14 protein-coding genes are annotated in these 14,650 nt (G+C 67.9%); 11 read left to right on the top strand and 3 right to left on the bottom strand.

The genetic code is table 11. The annotated features are described in order from the left end of the window. The first annotated feature begins 312 nt into the window (after window positions 1-312). Entirely contained in the window at window positions 313-1,920 is a 1,608-nt protein-coding gene (locus Q8K84_RS09955) for an amidohydrolase family protein (protein ID WP_305282491.1), read from the top strand. Window positions 1,921-2,011: 91 nt separating this feature from the next. Continuing rightward, complete coding sequence (locus Q8K84_RS09950; protein ID WP_305282490.1) at window positions 2,012-3,646, top strand: amidohydrolase family protein; 1,635 nt, start codon at window positions 2,012-2,014, stop codon at window positions 3,644-3,646. Between the two features lie 16 nt (window positions 3,647-3,662). On the opposite strand, the gene Q8K84_RS09945 is transcribed toward Q8K84_RS09950, so the two are convergent. After that, the gene (locus tag Q8K84_RS09945; protein ID WP_305282489.1) at window positions 3,663-3,884 is read right to left on the bottom strand and encodes a ribbon-helix-helix domain-containing protein; all 222 of its coding nucleotides are present in this window, start codon (window positions 3,882-3,884) and stop codon (window positions 3,663-3,665) included. Between the two features lie 101 nt (window positions 3,885-3,985). Between Q8K84_RS09945 and Q8K84_RS09940 the strand changes: the two genes are divergently transcribed. Beyond that, entirely contained in the window at window positions 3,986-4,753 is a 768-nt protein-coding gene (locus tag Q8K84_RS09940) for a Coq4 family protein (protein ID WP_305282488.1), read from the top strand. A 9-nt stretch (window positions 4,754-4,762) separates the two neighbouring features. Here Q8K84_RS09940 and Q8K84_RS09935 read toward each other — a convergent pair whose 3' ends face one another. Continuing rightward, a complete protein-coding gene (locus tag Q8K84_RS09935; protein WP_305282487.1) occupies window positions 4,763-4,942 on the bottom strand; it encodes a DUF4169 family protein in 180 nt (59 codons plus the stop codon). A gap of 172 nt (window positions 4,943-5,114) precedes the next feature. Here Q8K84_RS09935 and Q8K84_RS09930 point away from each other — a divergent pair, with 172 nt between their 5' ends. Both Q8K84_RS09930 and Q8K84_RS09925 read left to right on the top strand, forming a co-directional pair. Beyond that, window positions 5,115-6,710 carry a CHASE domain-containing protein gene (locus Q8K84_RS09930; RefSeq protein WP_305282486.1) on the top strand — a complete coding sequence of 532 codons (1,596 nt, stop codon included), beginning with the start codon at window positions 5,115-5,117 and terminating at the stop codon, window positions 6,708-6,710. A gap of 54 nt (window positions 6,711-6,764) precedes the next feature. Then, on the top strand, window positions 6,765-7,001 hold the full coding sequence (locus Q8K84_RS09925) for a DUF2171 domain-containing protein (RefSeq protein ID WP_305282485.1): 237 nt from the start codon (window positions 6,765-6,767) through the stop codon (window positions 6,999-7,001). Between the two features lie 38 nt (window positions 7,002-7,039). Here Q8K84_RS09925 and Q8K84_RS09920 read toward each other — a convergent pair whose 3' ends face one another. Then, window positions 7,040-8,242: a pyridoxal phosphate-dependent aminotransferase gene (locus Q8K84_RS09920; protein WP_305282484.1), complete on the bottom strand. Its 1,203-nt coding sequence runs from the start codon at window positions 8,240-8,242 to the stop codon at window positions 7,040-7,042. Window positions 8,243-8,379: 137 nt separating this feature from the next. Between Q8K84_RS09920 and Q8K84_RS09915 the strand changes: the two genes are divergently transcribed. The 6 genes from Q8K84_RS09915 to mreC form a co-directional block, all read left to right on the top strand. After that, window positions 8,380-8,781, top strand: a complete 402-nt coding sequence (locus tag Q8K84_RS09915; RefSeq protein WP_305282483.1) for a hypothetical protein — start codon at window positions 8,380-8,382, stop codon at window positions 8,779-8,781. 48 nt (window positions 8,782-8,829) lie between these two features. After that, window positions 8,830-9,558, top strand: a complete 729-nt coding sequence (locus tag Q8K84_RS09910; RefSeq protein WP_305282482.1) for a TVP38/TMEM64 family protein — start codon at window positions 8,830-8,832, stop codon at window positions 9,556-9,558. A 254-nt stretch (window positions 9,559-9,812) separates the two neighbouring features. Beyond that, entirely contained in the window at window positions 9,813-11,387 is a 1,575-nt protein-coding gene (locus tag Q8K84_RS09905) for a 2-isopropylmalate synthase (protein ID WP_305282481.1), read from the top strand. A 38-nt stretch (window positions 11,388-11,425) separates the two neighbouring features. Continuing rightward, window positions 11,426-12,307, top strand: coding sequence for a DMT family transporter (locus Q8K84_RS09900; RefSeq protein ID WP_305282480.1), 882 nt, complete (start codon window positions 11,426-11,428; stop codon window positions 12,305-12,307). A 301-nt stretch (window positions 12,308-12,608) separates the two neighbouring features. Further along, the gene (locus Q8K84_RS09895; RefSeq protein WP_305282479.1) at window positions 12,609-13,652 is read left to right on the top strand and encodes a rod shape-determining protein; all 1,044 of its coding nucleotides are present in this window, start codon (window positions 12,609-12,611) and stop codon (window positions 13,650-13,652) included. A 64-nt stretch (window positions 13,653-13,716) separates the two neighbouring features. After that, window positions 13,717-14,650: rod shape-determining protein MreC (mreC, locus tag Q8K84_RS09890; protein WP_305282478.1), on the top strand; the 934-nt coding region annotated here is incomplete at its 3' end.

Here is a 14,650-nt window from a genome sequence, read left to right as displayed (position 1 = left end):
GGGTCGCCGGCTTTCGGGATTCCGACCGATCCGAGGCGCGATTCCAGGGGCTCGAGCCTTCAGGATCGCGGAAGCGGCGGCCTCGGCGCGGGCGAGCTGCGCCATGTCGTCAGGCTATTGATGGTGCAATATTCGGAAGGGTCAACTTGATTGACACTAGAGTTGCGAGGCTGACACGCTGCGAATTCTGAGGGCCAAGACCTCCGTCGGGGCCGTGGGGCGTTCGCAAGATTCGGGCGCCCTGCATGTCAATAGAGCGCCCCGTGCGCGCCGCGCGGCATGGCGCGGCTCAGCTTGGACGAGGAATGAATGATGAAAACGCCACCAGGACTCTTTCGCCGCCGGATACTCGCGACCGGTCTCGCCGTCGGACTGATGGCGGCGGGGGCAGGCCTGGCGTCGGCGCAGGATTATGATGTCCTGATCCGGGGCGGTCTGGTGTTCGACGGCACAGGCGCCGAGGGGCGCCTCGCGGACGTGGCGATCAAGGGCGACCTCATCGTCGAGGTGGGAGACATTCCTCAAGCCGCCACAGCCGCCACGGTGGTGGACGCCACCGGCAAGTATGTCTCGCCGGGCTTCATCGACACCCATTCTCACGCCGCGCCGGGGATCGAGACCCCGGAACTGGCGCCGGCCGTCTCGGTGCTCACCCAGGGCATCACCACGGCGATGATCAACCCCGATGGCGGCGGTCCGTCTGATCTGCGCCCGCAGGTCGCTGCGATCGAGGCCGCGCGGCCTGGCGTCAATGTGCTTCCGATGATCGGGCACAACGGCGTGCGCCGGGCGGTCATGGGCCTGGAAAACCGCAAGCCGACGGCGGCCGAGCTCGCCCGGATGCAGGCCCTGGTTCGCGACGCCATGAACTTCGGGGCCCTGGGCATGTCCAGCGGCCCCTTCTATGTGCCGGGCAAGTATTCCGACACCGCCGAGATCGTCGCCCTGGCCAAGGTCGCCGCCGAGTTCCCGAACGCCTTCCACACCAGCCATATCCGCGACGAGTCGAGCTATGACATCGGCGTCCTGGCCTCGGTGGCGGAGTTGATCGAGGTTTCCCGCCAGACCGGGATCACCGGCGTCGTCAGCCATATCAAGATGCTGGGCCCCACCGTCTGGGGGCAGTCCGAGGACGCGGTGAAGATGATCGAGGCCGCCCGGGCCGAGGGTCTGTCGATCTGGGGCGATCAGTATCCCTATGCCGCCTCCAGCACCGGCCTGTCGGCGGCGCTGGTGCCTGGCTGGGCGCAGGAGGGCGGGGGCGAGGCCCTGGCCAAGCGCCTGCAGAACCCCGAGCAGCGCGCCCTGATCCGCGAAGGCATGGTCGAGAACCTGGCCCGCCGGGCCGGCGCCAATGCGGTGATGATCAGCAGCCATAGCGCCGACCCCACCCTGGAGGGCCTGCGGCTCGACGAGATCGCCCGCCGCAAGCTGCAGGATCCGCTCGACACGGCCATCGACATCCTGATCAACGGCGGCGCCGGCATCGTCTCGTTCAATATGAACGAGAAGGACCTTGAGCTGCTGATGAAGCAGCCCTGGATGATGACCTCCTCCGACGGCGCCCTGGTGACGTTCGGCGAAGGGGCGGAACATCCGAGGGCCTACGGCGCCTATCCCCGCAAGCTGCGGCGCTACGTCATCGATCGCGAAGTGGTCAGCATGGCCCAGGCGATCCATTCGTCCAGCGGCCTGCCGGCCCAGGTCTTCGCCATTCCCGATCGCGGCGTGATCACCCCGGGCGCCTATGCCGACGTCCTGGTCATCAACCCCGAGACCGTCCGCGACGTGGCCACCTATCCCACCCCGCACGCCTACTCCGTCGGCATGGACTACGTGTTCGTCAACGGCAAGGCCGCGGTGGTCGAGGGCGAGGTCACCCCTGAGCGGGCCGGACGGGTCATCCTGCGCAGCCAGTAGCGGCGCAGGCCAGGGCCGGAGCCGTCGTCCCCACGGGCGGCTCCGGTCCGAACGTCCTTCGCGGGAAGCCCTCAAGTCCAGGATCAACACCATGCGCCGCGCGACCCTGAAGTCCCTGCTGCTCGCCTCCGCCCTGATGGGGGCTTCTGGCGCCCAGGCCGCGGAATTCGACCTGGTGATCCTGGGCGGTCAGGTGGTCGATGGGACGGGGGCGCCGGCCTATCGGGCTGACCTCGCCATCGACGGCGACCAGATCGTGCGGATCGCCCGGGACGGATTGAAGCCTGAGGACGGCGCTGTCGTCCTGGACGCCCGCGGACTGATCGTGGCGCCGGGCTTCATCGACAACCACGCTCACATCGCCGATAACATCCACGAATACCCCCTGGCCGAGAACTTCGTCCGCCAAGGCATCACCAGCATCATCGCCAGCCTGCACAGCGGGCCGCAGCCCTATCCGCTCAAGCCCTATGTCGAGGCCCTGAAGGTCGCGCCCAATGTCGGTTTCTTCGCCGGCCACAGCTTTGCGCGCACCCAGGTCCTGGGCATGGCCAACCGGGCGCCGACGGCCGATGAGCTGGCGCGGATGCAGAAGATCATCGCCGACACCATGGCCGACGGGGCGCTCGGCATGTCCACCGGCCTGGTCTATGTGCCGGCCAACTACGCCAAGCCTGACGAGGTGATCGCCATGGCCAAGGTCGCCGCCTGCTGGGGCGGCATCTATGTCTCCCACATGCGCGACGAGGGGGCCGGCGTGCTGGACTCGGTGGCTGAGGTCATTCAGGTGGCGGAGGAGGCGGGGCTGCCGGGCCAGATCAACCATCATAAGGCCATGGGCTCGACCCAGTGGGGCTGGAGCGTCAAGACCCTGGCCATGATCGACGAGGCCCGCGCCCGCGGTCTCGACATCACCCACGACCTCTATCCCTACTCAGCCTCCAGCTCCTCCTCGGCCGTGATGTTCCCCGCCTGGTCCCTGGCCGGAGGACCCGAGGCCTTCAAGGCCCGCATGGAGGACCCTGAGGTCCGCGCCAAGGTCGAGGTCGAGATGATGCGGATTCTGATGGTCCAGCGGGGCGGGGCTGAACTGGAGCGGCTGCAGTTCCGCAGCCTGCGGGCCGATCCGTCCTACAATGGCAAGACTCTGGCCGACCTCGCCCGCGACCGGGGCCTTGCGGGCACGCCGGAAGATGCGATCCAGCTCCTGATCGAGCTGCAGCTCAAGGGCGGGTTCAGCGCCATCTATCATGTGATGGATGAGGCTGATGTCATCCGCATCCTGCAACACCCCCTGGCCATGATCGAAACCGACGGGGATCCGGTGGGGTTCGGCGACGGCTTCCCCCATCCCCGCACCTATGGCGCCTTCCCCAGGGTGCTCGCCCGCTATGTCCGCGAGCAGAAGGTCCTGACCCTGGAGGACGCGGTGCGGCGCATGACCTCGCTCGCCGCCGACCAGATCGGCCAGACCCGGCGCGGGCGGCTGACGCAGGGCGCCTTTGCCGACATCACCGTCTTCGACGCCGAAACCATCGCCGACAAGGCGACCTTCGAGGATCCCCACCAGTACGCGGTCGGCATCCGCCACGTGGTCATCAACGGCGTTCCGGTGATCCGGTCCGGCGCCCTGACCGGCGCCATGCCGGGCCGTCCGCTGCTGGGACCTGCGCGGCCAGATTCAGTGCGCGCCGATCCGCAGACCCCGGGATGTCCGGCCGGGTGATGTCGCCGGTCGGGGCCTAGGGCCGTCGCTGCAAAATGAGGTGGCTCAGCACAGCCAGGCGGCAGGCCGAGGCCAGGCCCTGATCGGCGCGGGCCAGGTCGATTTCCGTCACCAGGGCCGCCAGGCTCAGCTTGCGGTCCTTGGCCACGTCTTCGAGGGCCGCCCAGAAGGCCGGTTCCAGCGCCACGGAGGTGGCGTGGCCAGCCAGCAGGATTGATCGCTTCGTCAGGCGCGCCATGAGCCATTTTCGCGCAGGCGAAACGTTGCGGCAATGGCTGTGAGCCATTGATTGAGTCTGACGCCCGCGTCATCTTTGCGATCTGTGACGGGAGACACCCCATGAGCCTCGCGACCGAAGGCTACGCGCCGGCCGCCTCCAGAGCCCCCGCGCCCCAGCGGCTGCCCAAGCCCCGGCTTCAGTGGGGGGCGGCCCTGAAGGCTCTGCGCCGGCTGTTGGCCGACAAGGACGACACCGTGCAGGTGTTCGAGATCATGCGCGCCCTGAACGGCGGCGCCTCGGCCTGGGGCTATCACCGTCTGCTCGAAACGCCGCAAGGGGGGCGGATCGCCTATGAGCGGGTGGAGCTTGAAGCCCGGCTGATGGACGACGCCTGGCTGGACAGCCTGCCCACGGGCTCTGTGGGTCACGCCTATCGCGACTTCGTCCGCAGTGAGGCGCTCTCGGCGCAGGGTCTGGCCCAGATCAGCCGGGTGGGCGCCAAGCCCATTGAGGTCATGCACCCCTATGCCTGGTTCGGCCGACGGACCCGAGACGTCCACGACATCTGGCACATCCTCAGCGGCTATCATCGCGATGGCCTGGGGGAGGGATGTCTGGTCGCCTTCTCCTATGCCCAGACCCGGGGTCTCGGCTGGGCGCTGATCGCCGTGGGCGGCGCGCTGCGCGGCCGCAAGGCGAGCTATCCCTATGCCCAGGCGATCTGGCAGGGGTACCGGCGGGGCAAGGCGGCCGCCTGGCTGCTGGGTGAGGATTATGAGGCCCTGATGGCCGAGCCCCTGGACGCGGCCCGACGCCGGCTGAACATCACGCCGCCGACCATCTACGACGCCATTCCCCCACAAGCCCGTGATGAATCCAGAGCCTGACCTGGCGAGCTAGTCCTCGTCTCGCCGGGCCTGGTCGAGCTTGCGTCGCTGGCGCTCGGCTTCAAGCTGTTCGGTCAGGGTCTGGCCCTTGGGGCGGCCGTGGCTCACCCGGTTGACCTTGGCCTGGGCGTTTTCAGCGGCCTTGGCGCGCGCCTTCCGAGCCTGGTTCAGATTGACGATATCGCCCATGGGCCTCTCCACCGGTTGCCGGAAATCCTGCCCCGCCCGACCGCATCGGGCAAGCGGGACAAGGGGCTGAATCTCGACACTGATCCCGGATTAGGGCAGTCAGGGGAGGCAAGCGAGGGGCCCCAACTTGGCCAAGGTTACAGGCGCACGGACTTGGGCGAGGCTGCGGGACATGGTCCCGACCTTGCCGGTCATGATCCTGGTGCTGGGGCTGACGGCCGCAGCCGGCGGGGGTCTGGCGATTGAGCGTCTGGCTGAGGCGCGCGAGCGCCAACGTTTTGAGTCCCTCGTCAATCAGGCCAACAGCGCCATCGCCGACCGCCTGGCCACCTATGTGGCGGTCCTCCAGGCCAGCGCCGGCCTGTTCGCCGCCAGTGACGTCGTCACGCACAAGGAGTTCAAGGCCTTTGCTGAGCGGGCCGAACTCACCGAGCGCTATCCAGGCATTCAGGGGATTGGCTATTCAGCGCGCATCGCGCCGGGGGCGCCAGACGCCGAGGAGCGTCACGCCATCCTGTTCCTGGAGCCTGAGGTCGGGCCAAACCGGCTCGCCCTGGGGTTCGACATGTATGCTGAGCCTGTGCGGCGTGAGGCCATGGCCAGGGCCCGCGACACTGGCCTGGCGGCGATGTCGGGAAAGGTCCGGCTTGTTCAGGAAACCGAGGACAACGCCCAGTCGGGCTTTCTGATCTATGAGCCCGTCTATGCGGGGGGCGGGGTTCCCGCCTCCCTCGAGGACCGTCGCCGAGACCTGGTGGGCTTTGTGTATGCGCCGTTTCGGGCAGGTGATCTGTTGCAGGCGGTGTTCGACACCGTCTCGCATCGCCCCTACCGGTACTCTGTCTACAATGGCGCCATCGAACCGGAGAACCTGCTGTTCCGCTCCGATCCTGGGGCGGGCTGGGTGGATTTCGGCCCTCTGGAGACCCGCCAGATCGAGGTGGCCGGGGGGCGTTGGACCGTGGTCTACCGCGCCGGTCCCGACTATGTGTCGAGCGCGGCCCGGCAACTGGTCTGGGCCTTTGTGTTGGGCGGTTTCCTGGCCACGGGGCTGGTGGCGGCGGCCACCTGGCGGCAGGGCATGGCCCGCCTGGCCGCAGAACGGGAAGTGGTGGCCCGAAAGGCCGCTGAGGCCCGGCAGAAGCTGCTCCTGGACGAGCTGAACCACCGGGTGAAGAACACCCTGGCCACGGTTCAGTCCATCGCGGCCCAGAGTCTCCGGGAGACCGGGAACGTCGAGGACGTCAGGGCCAATTTTGAGAACCGGTTGATCGCCTTGTCTCAGGCCCACAACCTGCTGACCCGGGATGGATGGCGCGGCGCCAATCTGGCCGAACTGGCCCAGACAGAACTACGCCCCTATGGCGGTCTGGCCGATGACCGGATCGAGCTGCGCGGCCCGGCGGTGTGGCTGGCGCCGAATACCGCCGTCGCCCTGGGCATGGCGCTGCACGAGCTGACCACCAATGCGGTGAAGTATGGCGCCCTGTCCGTCCCCGAGGGCCGCATCGATCTCAGCTGGGATCTGGCCGAACGCGACGCCGACACCGAACGTCTGACCCTGCGCTGGCGCGAGAGCGGCGGCCCGCCTGTCGCGCCGCCCACCCGTCGGGGGTTTGGGACGCGGCTGATCGTTGGCGGACTGGCCCATCAACTGGACGGCGACGTCGCGCTCGACTTTCCGCCCGAAGGGGTGATTTGCGCCATAGGCTTCGATATTCCCCGGCAGGTGGCTGCAGATATTCTGTCGGTGGGCGCCGCGGCGTGAACTCCCAGGCCCATTGAACCGTTCTCCCGTCTCCGATCCCAAAGGAGACTACAGATGATCCAAGCCTCTGAAATCAAGGAACACATGGAAGTCGTCGGTTCGGACGGCGGACATGTGGGCCGCGTTGACCATGTCCTCGACACCGAGATCGAACTGGCCAAGTTCGACTTGGGCGCTGGCCTGAAACACCACATGATCCCACTGACCTGGGTCGATCGGGTGGCCGACGACAAGGTCTGCCTGAACCTGACCAAGGACGCCGCCAAGTCATCCTGGCGCGAAAAGACCTGAAGGTCGGGCGGCCCCTCCGGCGAGGAGGGGCCAGACCCCTATTTCACCGCCGCGCAGAAGCGCTGAATACGCCCGCAGGCGTCCTCGAGCACCGCATTGCTGGTGGCGTAGGAGATGCGGAAGAAGGGCGAGAGGCCAAAGGCCTCGCCAAACACCACCGCCACGCCCTCGGTTTCCAGAAGTTCGTTGGCGAAGTCCTTGTCCGACCCGATGACATTGCCGCTCGGCGCCGTCTTGCCGATCAGCGCCTCGCAGGAGGGATAGACATAGAAGGCGCCTTCCGGCGTCGGGCACTTGAGGCCAGTGGCCTGGTTCAGCATCGACACCACCAGATCGCGGCGACCCTGGAAAAGCCTGGCGTTGGGCTTGATGAAGTCCTGCGGGCCGTTCAGCGCCTCTACCGCCGCCCACTGGGAGATCGAGCAGGGGTTGGAGGTCGACTGGCTCATCACCTTGGCCATCAGCTTGATCAGCGGCTCAGGTCCGGCGGCGTAGCCGATCCGCCAGCCGGTCATGGCATAGGCCTTGGAGACCCCGTTCATGGTCAGGGTGCGCTCGTAGAGGGCCGGCTCCACCTGGGCGATGGTGACGAATTCCATGTCGTCGAACAGCAGGTGCTCGTACATGTCGTCCGTCAGGATCCAGACGTGTGGATGGCGCATCAGCACATCGGCCAGGGCCTTGAGCTCGGCGCGGGTGTAGGCCGCGCCCGACGGGTTGGACGGCGAGTTCAGGAACACCCAGCGGGTTTTCGGGGTGATCGCCCGGTCCAGATCCTCAGGCCGCAGCTTGAAGCCGGTCTCCGCGGTGGTCGGGGCGAACACCGGCGTGCCGCCGGCCAGCAGCACCATGTCGGGATAGCTGACCCAATAGGGGGTCGGGATCACCACCTCGTCGCCGGGGTTCAGGGTCGCCATCATGGCGTTGAAGATCACCGGCTTGCCACCCGGCGAGACGTTCACCTGGCTGGTCTTGTAGGTCAGGCCGTTCTCCCGGGCGAACTTGGCGACGATCGCCTCCTTCAGCTCCGGGACGCCGTCGACATTGGTGTACTTGGTCTTGCCGTCCGAAATGGCCTTGATGGCCGCGTCCTTGATATTCTGCGGCGTGTCGAAATCGGGCTCGCCGGCCCCCAGGCTGATAATGTCGCGGCCCTGGGCTTTCAGTTCACGCGCCTTCTGGTCGGTCGCCATGGTGGCGGACGGCTTGACGCGGGCGAGCGTGGACGATTGCAGCGACATGGGCGCAGACTCCCTTTGGAGCGGGTGGGGAAGGAGCGCCGGGTTTAACTTGAAGGCCCCCGCGTCGCAAACGCGGCCGTTGGTGGAACGTCAGTTAAGCTTGTCCGTTTGCACCAGAGCCACAGCGGAGCTCCCGGATGACCCGACCCCTCCTGTTCATGACCCTGGCGACATCCCTTGCCGCCTGTGGGGTGAACGAGCCTGAGACCCCGCCTAGTGCGCCATCGGCTGTGGCGCCGGCCGCGTCGCCCGCGGTGGCCACGCCGGCCTATGTGGGCCGGTGGGCGGCGACGCCGGCCCTCTGTTCCGACGGCGCCTGGACCTTCCGACATGATGGCCTGAGCACGGCGGGCGAAGTGTCCTGCCGCTTCGACGGGGTCGCGGCCCTGGACGAAGGATATGAGATCGCCGCGACCTGCACGGCCCAGGCCCCGCCACAGACTCACCGTCTGCATCTCAGCTTTACCGCAGCCGGTGAGACCATGAACATCCGCGGCGGTCCGTTCGATGATCCGCCGCCGCTCAGCCGTTGCCCCTGAACCGCCGCCCAGCTTGACCCGCGCCCGCGGATCGGCGAGGCGTGCGCCATGCGCCGCCTGATCAGCTTCGTGACCAATATGGACTCGCGCGCCTGGCGGGGCGTGGCGGTGTCCTTTGTCCTGTTTGGCGGGGTCGGCCTCGTCTTCCTGTTCGGGGCCCAGGTGCTGGGCTTTGACGGCGAGGCCACCGTCGAACACTGGCTGGGCATGGCCGCCCATAGCCCCTGGGCCCTGCCGAGCGCCGTGGCCGCCTTCGCCATCCTGGCCTTTGTCGGCGTGCCGCAGTTCGTGCTGATCGCCGCGGCCGTGGTCGCCTTCGGCGCCTGGACGGGGTTCGCCTATAGCTGGATCGGCACCATGGTCTCGGCTCTGGTGGGCTTCTATCTTGGCCGGCTGGCTGGCGCGCGAACCCTCAACGCCTTCGCAGGCGAGGGGGTGCGCCAGTTCATGCGCCTGGTGGGACGCAACGGATTCTGGGCCAGCCTGATCGTGCGGCTGGTGCCATCTGCCCCGTTCATCGTGGTGAACATGGCCGCCGGCGTCACCCCCATGCGGCTGACCCACTTCACGGCCGGGACGGCGCTGGGGATCATTCCGAAGATCGGCGTCACGGCCTTCGCCGGCAACGCCATAGCCCAGGCCATGCGGGGCGGCGGGGGCGGTTATATCGCCCTGCTTGCGGCCATCGCCGCCGGCTGGATCCTGATGGGCTGGTTCGCCCGCAAGTGGCTGAAATCCCGCGAGGCCGCCGCCGGCGAGGGGGCGCCGCCAGGCTGAGCCCACGCAAGGTTCTTGCCCGTCGGGGCCGTTTTATGGGGATTTGACGCAAGAGCGTTGCGGTCGCGCCCGTTCTTGAGTAGAAAACACCCATGACCGCCGGATTCCGCAGCCTGCTACTTGGCCTTCCGCTGGGGCTTAGCCGCCCCTGGGCGCCCCTGTAGGCCTGCGCGAAACATCGCGGGGCCGGGCGCTCAGGGGATGACCCCGCCGCCCGTCCTTTCTAGAATGAGCTCCCGCGAAGAGATCCTGACATGACTTCCCAAGCTTCCAACGCCGCGTCTGAACGCGATCGCGTCATCATTTTCGACACCACCATGCGCGACGGCGAGCAGTCGCCCGGCGCCTCCATGTCCCTGGAGGAGAAGCTGGAACTGGCCAAGATCCTCGAGGAAATGAGGGTCGACGTCATTGAGGCCGGCTTCCCCATCGCCTCGAACGGCGACTTCGAAGCGGTGCGGCAGGTCTCCGAGATCGTCACTGAAAGCACGGTCTGCGGCTTGGCCCGGGCCGCGGCCATCGATATCGAACGCTGCGCCGAGGCGATCCGCCCGGCCAAGCGCGGCCGGATCCACACCTTCCTGTCCACCAGCCCCTCGCACCGGGATCACATCCTGAAGATGAGCCAGGAGGACATCCTGGAAGCCATCACCCGTTCGGTGACCCACGCCCGCAACCTGTGCGGCGACGTGGAATGGTCGGCCCAGGACGCCACCCGCACTGAGCAGGACTTCCTGCGTCGCTGCGTCGAGGCCGCCATCAAGGCCGGGGCCAAGACCGTCAACATCCCCGACACGGTGGGCTATTCCTATCCGTCGGAATACGAGGCCATCTTCCGCGACCTGGTGGAGAACGTCCCGGGCGTCGACACCGTCATCCTGTCCACCCATTGCCACAACGACCTGGGCCTGGCCGTGGCCAACAGCCTGGCCGGCGTGCAGGGCGGGGCCCGTCAGGTCGAGGTCGCGGTCAACGGCATCGGCGAGCGGGCCGGCAATGCGGCCCTGGAAGAAGTGGTCATGGCCCTGAAGGTGCGCGGCGACCGGCTGCCCTATTATACCGGGGCCGAGACCCAGCACATCACCCGGGCCAGCCGCTACGTCTCGGCCATCACCGGCTTCCCCGTGCAGTTCAACAAGGCGATTGTCGGCAAGAACGCCTTCGCCCACGAGAGCGGCATCCACCAGGACGGGATGCTGAAGGACCGCGGCACCTACGAGATCATGACGCCGGAAAGCGTCGGGCAGGGCGGCTCCAACCTGGTGATGGGCAAGCATTCGGGCCGCCACGCCTTCCGCGAGAAGCTGAAGGCCCTGGGCTATGAGCTGGGCCAGAACGCCCTGAACGAGGCCTTCCAGCGCTTCAAGGATCTGGCCGACAAGAAGAAGCACGTCTTCGACGACGACATCGTGGCCCTGGTGGATGACGCCCTGGCTTCCGGCGCTGACCGCATCCAGGTCAAGCACCTGCGGGTGATCGCCGGCACCGAGGGGCCGCAGGAGGCCCACCTGACCGTGGCGGTCGAGGGCGTCGAGCGGGCGGCCACGGCCACGGGCGATGGCCCGGTGGACGCAGTGTTCAACGCCATTCACCAGGTGGTGCCGCACACCGCCATCCTGCGCCTGTTCCAGGTGCATGCGGTGACCGAGGGCACCGACGCCCAGGCTCAGGTCTCGGTGCGCCTGGAAGAGGATGGCCGCATCGCCACCGGCCAGGCCGCCGACACTGACACCCTGACCGCCTCGGCCAAGGCCTATGTGAACGCGCTGAACAACCTCTTCGCGCGCAAGGAAAAGACCGCGCCCGACGCCATCGCCAGCGGATTCTGAGGGGGCCCGCCGGTTTGCGCCGGCGCCCCTGATCTCCCATGCTCTGGATCGCCCTGACGATCGCGGCCGCGCCCCTGCAGGTGGCGCGCAACGCCTTGCAGCGCGGCCTCATGACCGAGGCCGGGCCCTGGGGAGCGACGCTGGTTCGCTTCCTGTTCGGCCTGCCCTTCGCCCTCGCCATCTTCGCCGTGGTCGCGGTCCTGACGCCGCAGGCCGAGCCGACGCTGACGGCCCGGTTCTGGATCACCGTCAGCGCCGGCGCCCTGGGCCAGGTGTTGGCCACCGCCGCCCTGCTGGGCGCCATGCGCCGGTCGGGCTTCGCCGTGGCCACCTTCATGCAGCAGGCCTCCCTGCCGCTGGCCGCCCTGATGGGGCTGGTGCTGTTTGGCGACCAGTTGGGGGCGCAGGCTTGGGCCGGCGTCGCCTTGACCACGGCGGGTCTTGCGGCGCTGTCCTGGCCAGGACCCGAGGCCTCCCGGGGGGCCCTCATCGGCAGCGCGCTCGGCCTGGCCTCAGGCGCGGCCTTCGCTGTCGCCCTGAACGGATACCGTCAGGCCGGACTGGCCCTGGAGCCGGACTATCCGATCTATGCGGCCACGGCCGCCGTCTGTGTGGCTCAGACCCTGCAGACCCTCTGCCTGGGCGCCTGGCTGGCGGTCGCGCGGCCTCAGGCTCTGATGGCTGTGGCGCGGGCCTGGAGGCCCTCGTTGGGGGCGGGTTTTTTCGGGGCGGCGGCGTCGGCCTGCTGGTTCTCCGCCCTGGCGCTCGCGCCGGCGGGCATGGTCCGGGCCGTCGGCGTGATTGAGGCCCCGATCGCCGCGGCGGCCGGCCGTCGCCTGTTCCAGGAGACCATGACCCTGCGCCAGATTCTGGCTGGGACCGCCACCGCCCTGGGGGTGATTCTGACGGCGCTGGGCTAGGCCCCGAGGCGTCCGTCGCCGGTCATGCCGCGGAGAATCGGCCCCACAGCGCCTTCATCCCACCGAGCCGGAAGCGCGCGACCCGACCTCCTGGCGGTTGAATTGTGGGGTCCCTGTGAGGGCGCAGAACGCCGGTCTTGGGGCGTTGGGTGAATAAGCCTTGAAATCAACAAAGGGGCGGGGCACACGAACCACAAGTCCTTCTCGCGACAGACTGTTCCGCCCGTTCGCCTCACGGCGCGCGACGGACCAGGATTTCGCCCGAGTCGCTCATTAAGCCCCCCAGTCACCAGGGCACTGCATGATCTCGTCCCTCTTCGGCGCTATCTCGAATGACATCGCCATCGACCTCGGCACGGCCAACACCCTCATCTACATGAAGGGCAAGGGGATCGTGCTGAACGAACCCTCCGTGGTGGCGCTGCGAAATATCGGCGGCCGAAAGGTCGTCCATGCCGTGGGCATCGAGGCCAAGCAGATGCTCGGGCGCACGCCCGGCCACATGGAGGCCATCCGCCCCATGCGCGACGGGGTCATCGCCGACTTCGAAGTCGCCGAGGAGATGATCAAGTACTTCATCCGCAAGGTTCACAACCGCAAGGGCTTCGTGAATCCCAAGGTCATCGTCTGCGTGCCGTCAGGCGCCACCGCCGTCGACCGCCGGGCGATCAACGATTCCTGCCTGACCGCCGGCGGACGCCGGGTCGGCCTGAACGACGAGCCCATGGCCGCCGCCATCGGGGCGGGTCTGCCGATTCATGAGCCCACGGGGTCCATGGTGGTCGACATCGGCGGCGGCACCACCGAAGTGGCGGTGCTCTCCCTGTCCGGCATTGTCTATTCCCGCTCGGTCCGCGTTGGCGGCGACAAGATGGACGAGGCGATCATCTCCTACATGCGCCGCAATCATAACCTGCTGATCGGCGAGACCACCGCCGAGCGGATCAAGAAGGAAATCGGCACCGCCCGGGCCCCGGCCGATGGCGAGGGCCTTTCCATCGAGGTCAAGGGCCGCGACCTGATGCAGGGCGTGCCCCGGGAAGTGCGCATCAGCGAAAAGCAGGCCTCTGACGCTCTGGCCGAGCCGGTCGGGCAGATCGTCGACGCGGTGAAGATGGCGCTGGAGGCGACCCCTCCGGAACTGGCCTCCGACATCGCCGACAAGGGCATCATGCTGACCGGCGGCGGCGCCCTGCTGCGGGGCCTCGACGCTGAGATCCGCGACCATACCGGCCTGCCGGTGACGGTGGCTGACGACCCGCTGTCCTGCGTGGCGCTCGGCTGCGGCAAGGTGCTGGAACATCCTAAGTGGATGAAGGGTGTCCTAGAATCCACCTTGGCCTAGGACTTGCTTAATCGACGAGGGTAGGGCCGTGGCCCGGCAGCATCTGGCGGGGAGACGATCTTAGGTGTCCTTCAGGGACAATCCTCTGGGTGAGATTCGGGTGCCGCTGGCCTGGACGGCTGGCGTCGCCCTGGTCGTGGCTGTGATCGTGGCTGTGACTCTGCTCCTGGGGGATCGCCGGGAGACCCTGCGCACTGAGGCCTATGGGGTCACCCGGGAGGTCAGCGACGCCGTCGCCGCGCCGGTCTCCGGCGTCATCTCGGCGCCGGTCGGCTGGCTGGGCGGGCTCTCGGAGGGGATCGGGCAGTACTTTTTCGCCGTGTCTGAGAACCGTCGGTTGCGCGCCGAGCTGGAAGCGGCCCAGGCCCTGCGCCAGGAGGTGACGGGCCTGCGCGACCTCAATGAGCGCTACCGCGACCTCCTGGGGCTGCAAACCGATCCGCCGGTGCCGATGGTGTCGGCGCGGGTCGTCGCCGATTCCCGAGGCCCTTTCGCCAACACCCGTCTGGCCAACGCTGGCCGTGAGCGCCAGGTTCGCGTCGGCAATCCCGTGATGACAGAGCATGGTCTGGTGGGCCGGGTCGTGGGAGTCACCCGGGGCGCCAGCCGCATCCTGTTGCTCACCGACATCGCCTCGCGCACCCCGGTGATGGTGGACCGGACCAACGCCAGGGCCATCCTGGCGGGCGACGGCGGGCCAAATCCCAAGCTGGAATACCTGCGCGGGCACAATCCGGTCGAAGAGGGCGATTTCATCGTCACTTCCGGGGACGGCGGACTGATGCCCCGGGGCCTTCCGGTCGGGGTGGCGGTCAAGGGTATCGACGGCGCCTGGCGCGTGGTGCTGAGCTCTGAGACCGGCGCCATCGACTTTGTCCGGATTCTGCTGTTCGAGGACTTCTCCCAGCTTGTGGACCAGAACGAGCTGAACGCCCGGGGCGAGCCGCCGGCCAACGGCGCGCTGCCCAGCGTCGGGGTGACCGCGCCGCCGCCGCCGC

The sequence above is a fragment of the Phenylobacterium sp. genome, from assembly GCF_030679875.1.
Lineage (GTDB): Bacteria > Pseudomonadota > Alphaproteobacteria > Caulobacterales > Caulobacteraceae > Phenylobacterium.
Note: the sequence above shows the minus strand (reverse complement) of the source record. Positions and strands in the feature narration are given on the sequence as shown.

Coding starts and splice junctions, on each gene's coding strand:
- Q8K84_RS09955 (WP_305282491.1), top strand. CDS start 313: ATGAAAACGCCACCAGGACTCTTTCGCCGCCGGATACTCGCGACCGGT.
- Q8K84_RS09930 (WP_305282486.1), top strand. CDS start 5,115: ATGGTCCCGACCTTGCCGGTCATGATCCTGGTGCTGGGGCTGACGGCC.
- Q8K84_RS09900 (WP_305282480.1), top strand. CDS start 11,426: ATGCTCTGGATCGCCCTGACGATCGCGGCCGCGCCCCTGCAGGTGGCG.
- Q8K84_RS09940 (WP_305282488.1), top strand. CDS start 3,986: ATGAGCCTCGCGACCGAAGGCTACGCGCCGGCCGCCTCCAGAGCCCCC.
- Q8K84_RS09950 (WP_305282490.1), top strand. CDS start 2,012: ATGCGCCGCGCGACCCTGAAGTCCCTGCTGCTCGCCTCCGCCCTGATG.
- Q8K84_RS09910 (WP_305282482.1), top strand. CDS start 8,830: ATGCGCCGCCTGATCAGCTTCGTGACCAATATGGACTCGCGCGCCTGG.
- Q8K84_RS09895 (WP_305282479.1), top strand. CDS start 12,609: ATGATCTCGTCCCTCTTCGGCGCTATCTCGAATGACATCGCCATCGAC.
- Q8K84_RS09905 (WP_305282481.1), top strand. CDS start 9,813: ATGACTTCCCAAGCTTCCAACGCCGCGTCTGAACGCGATCGCGTCATC.
- Q8K84_RS09935 (WP_305282487.1), bottom strand. CDS start 4,942: ATGGGCGATATCGTCAATCTGAACCAGGCTCGGAAGGCGCGCGCCAAG.
- Q8K84_RS09915 (WP_305282483.1), top strand. CDS start 8,380: ATGACCCGACCCCTCCTGTTCATGACCCTGGCGACATCCCTTGCCGCC.
- Q8K84_RS09945 (WP_305282489.1), bottom strand. CDS start 3,884: ATGGCGCGCCTGACGAAGCGATCAATCCTGCTGGCTGGCCACGCCACC.
- Q8K84_RS09920 (WP_305282484.1), bottom strand. CDS start 8,242: ATGTCGCTGCAATCGTCCACGCTCGCCCGCGTCAAGCCGTCCGCCACC.
- Q8K84_RS09925 (WP_305282485.1), top strand. CDS start 6,765: ATGATCCAAGCCTCTGAAATCAAGGAACACATGGAAGTCGTCGGTTCG.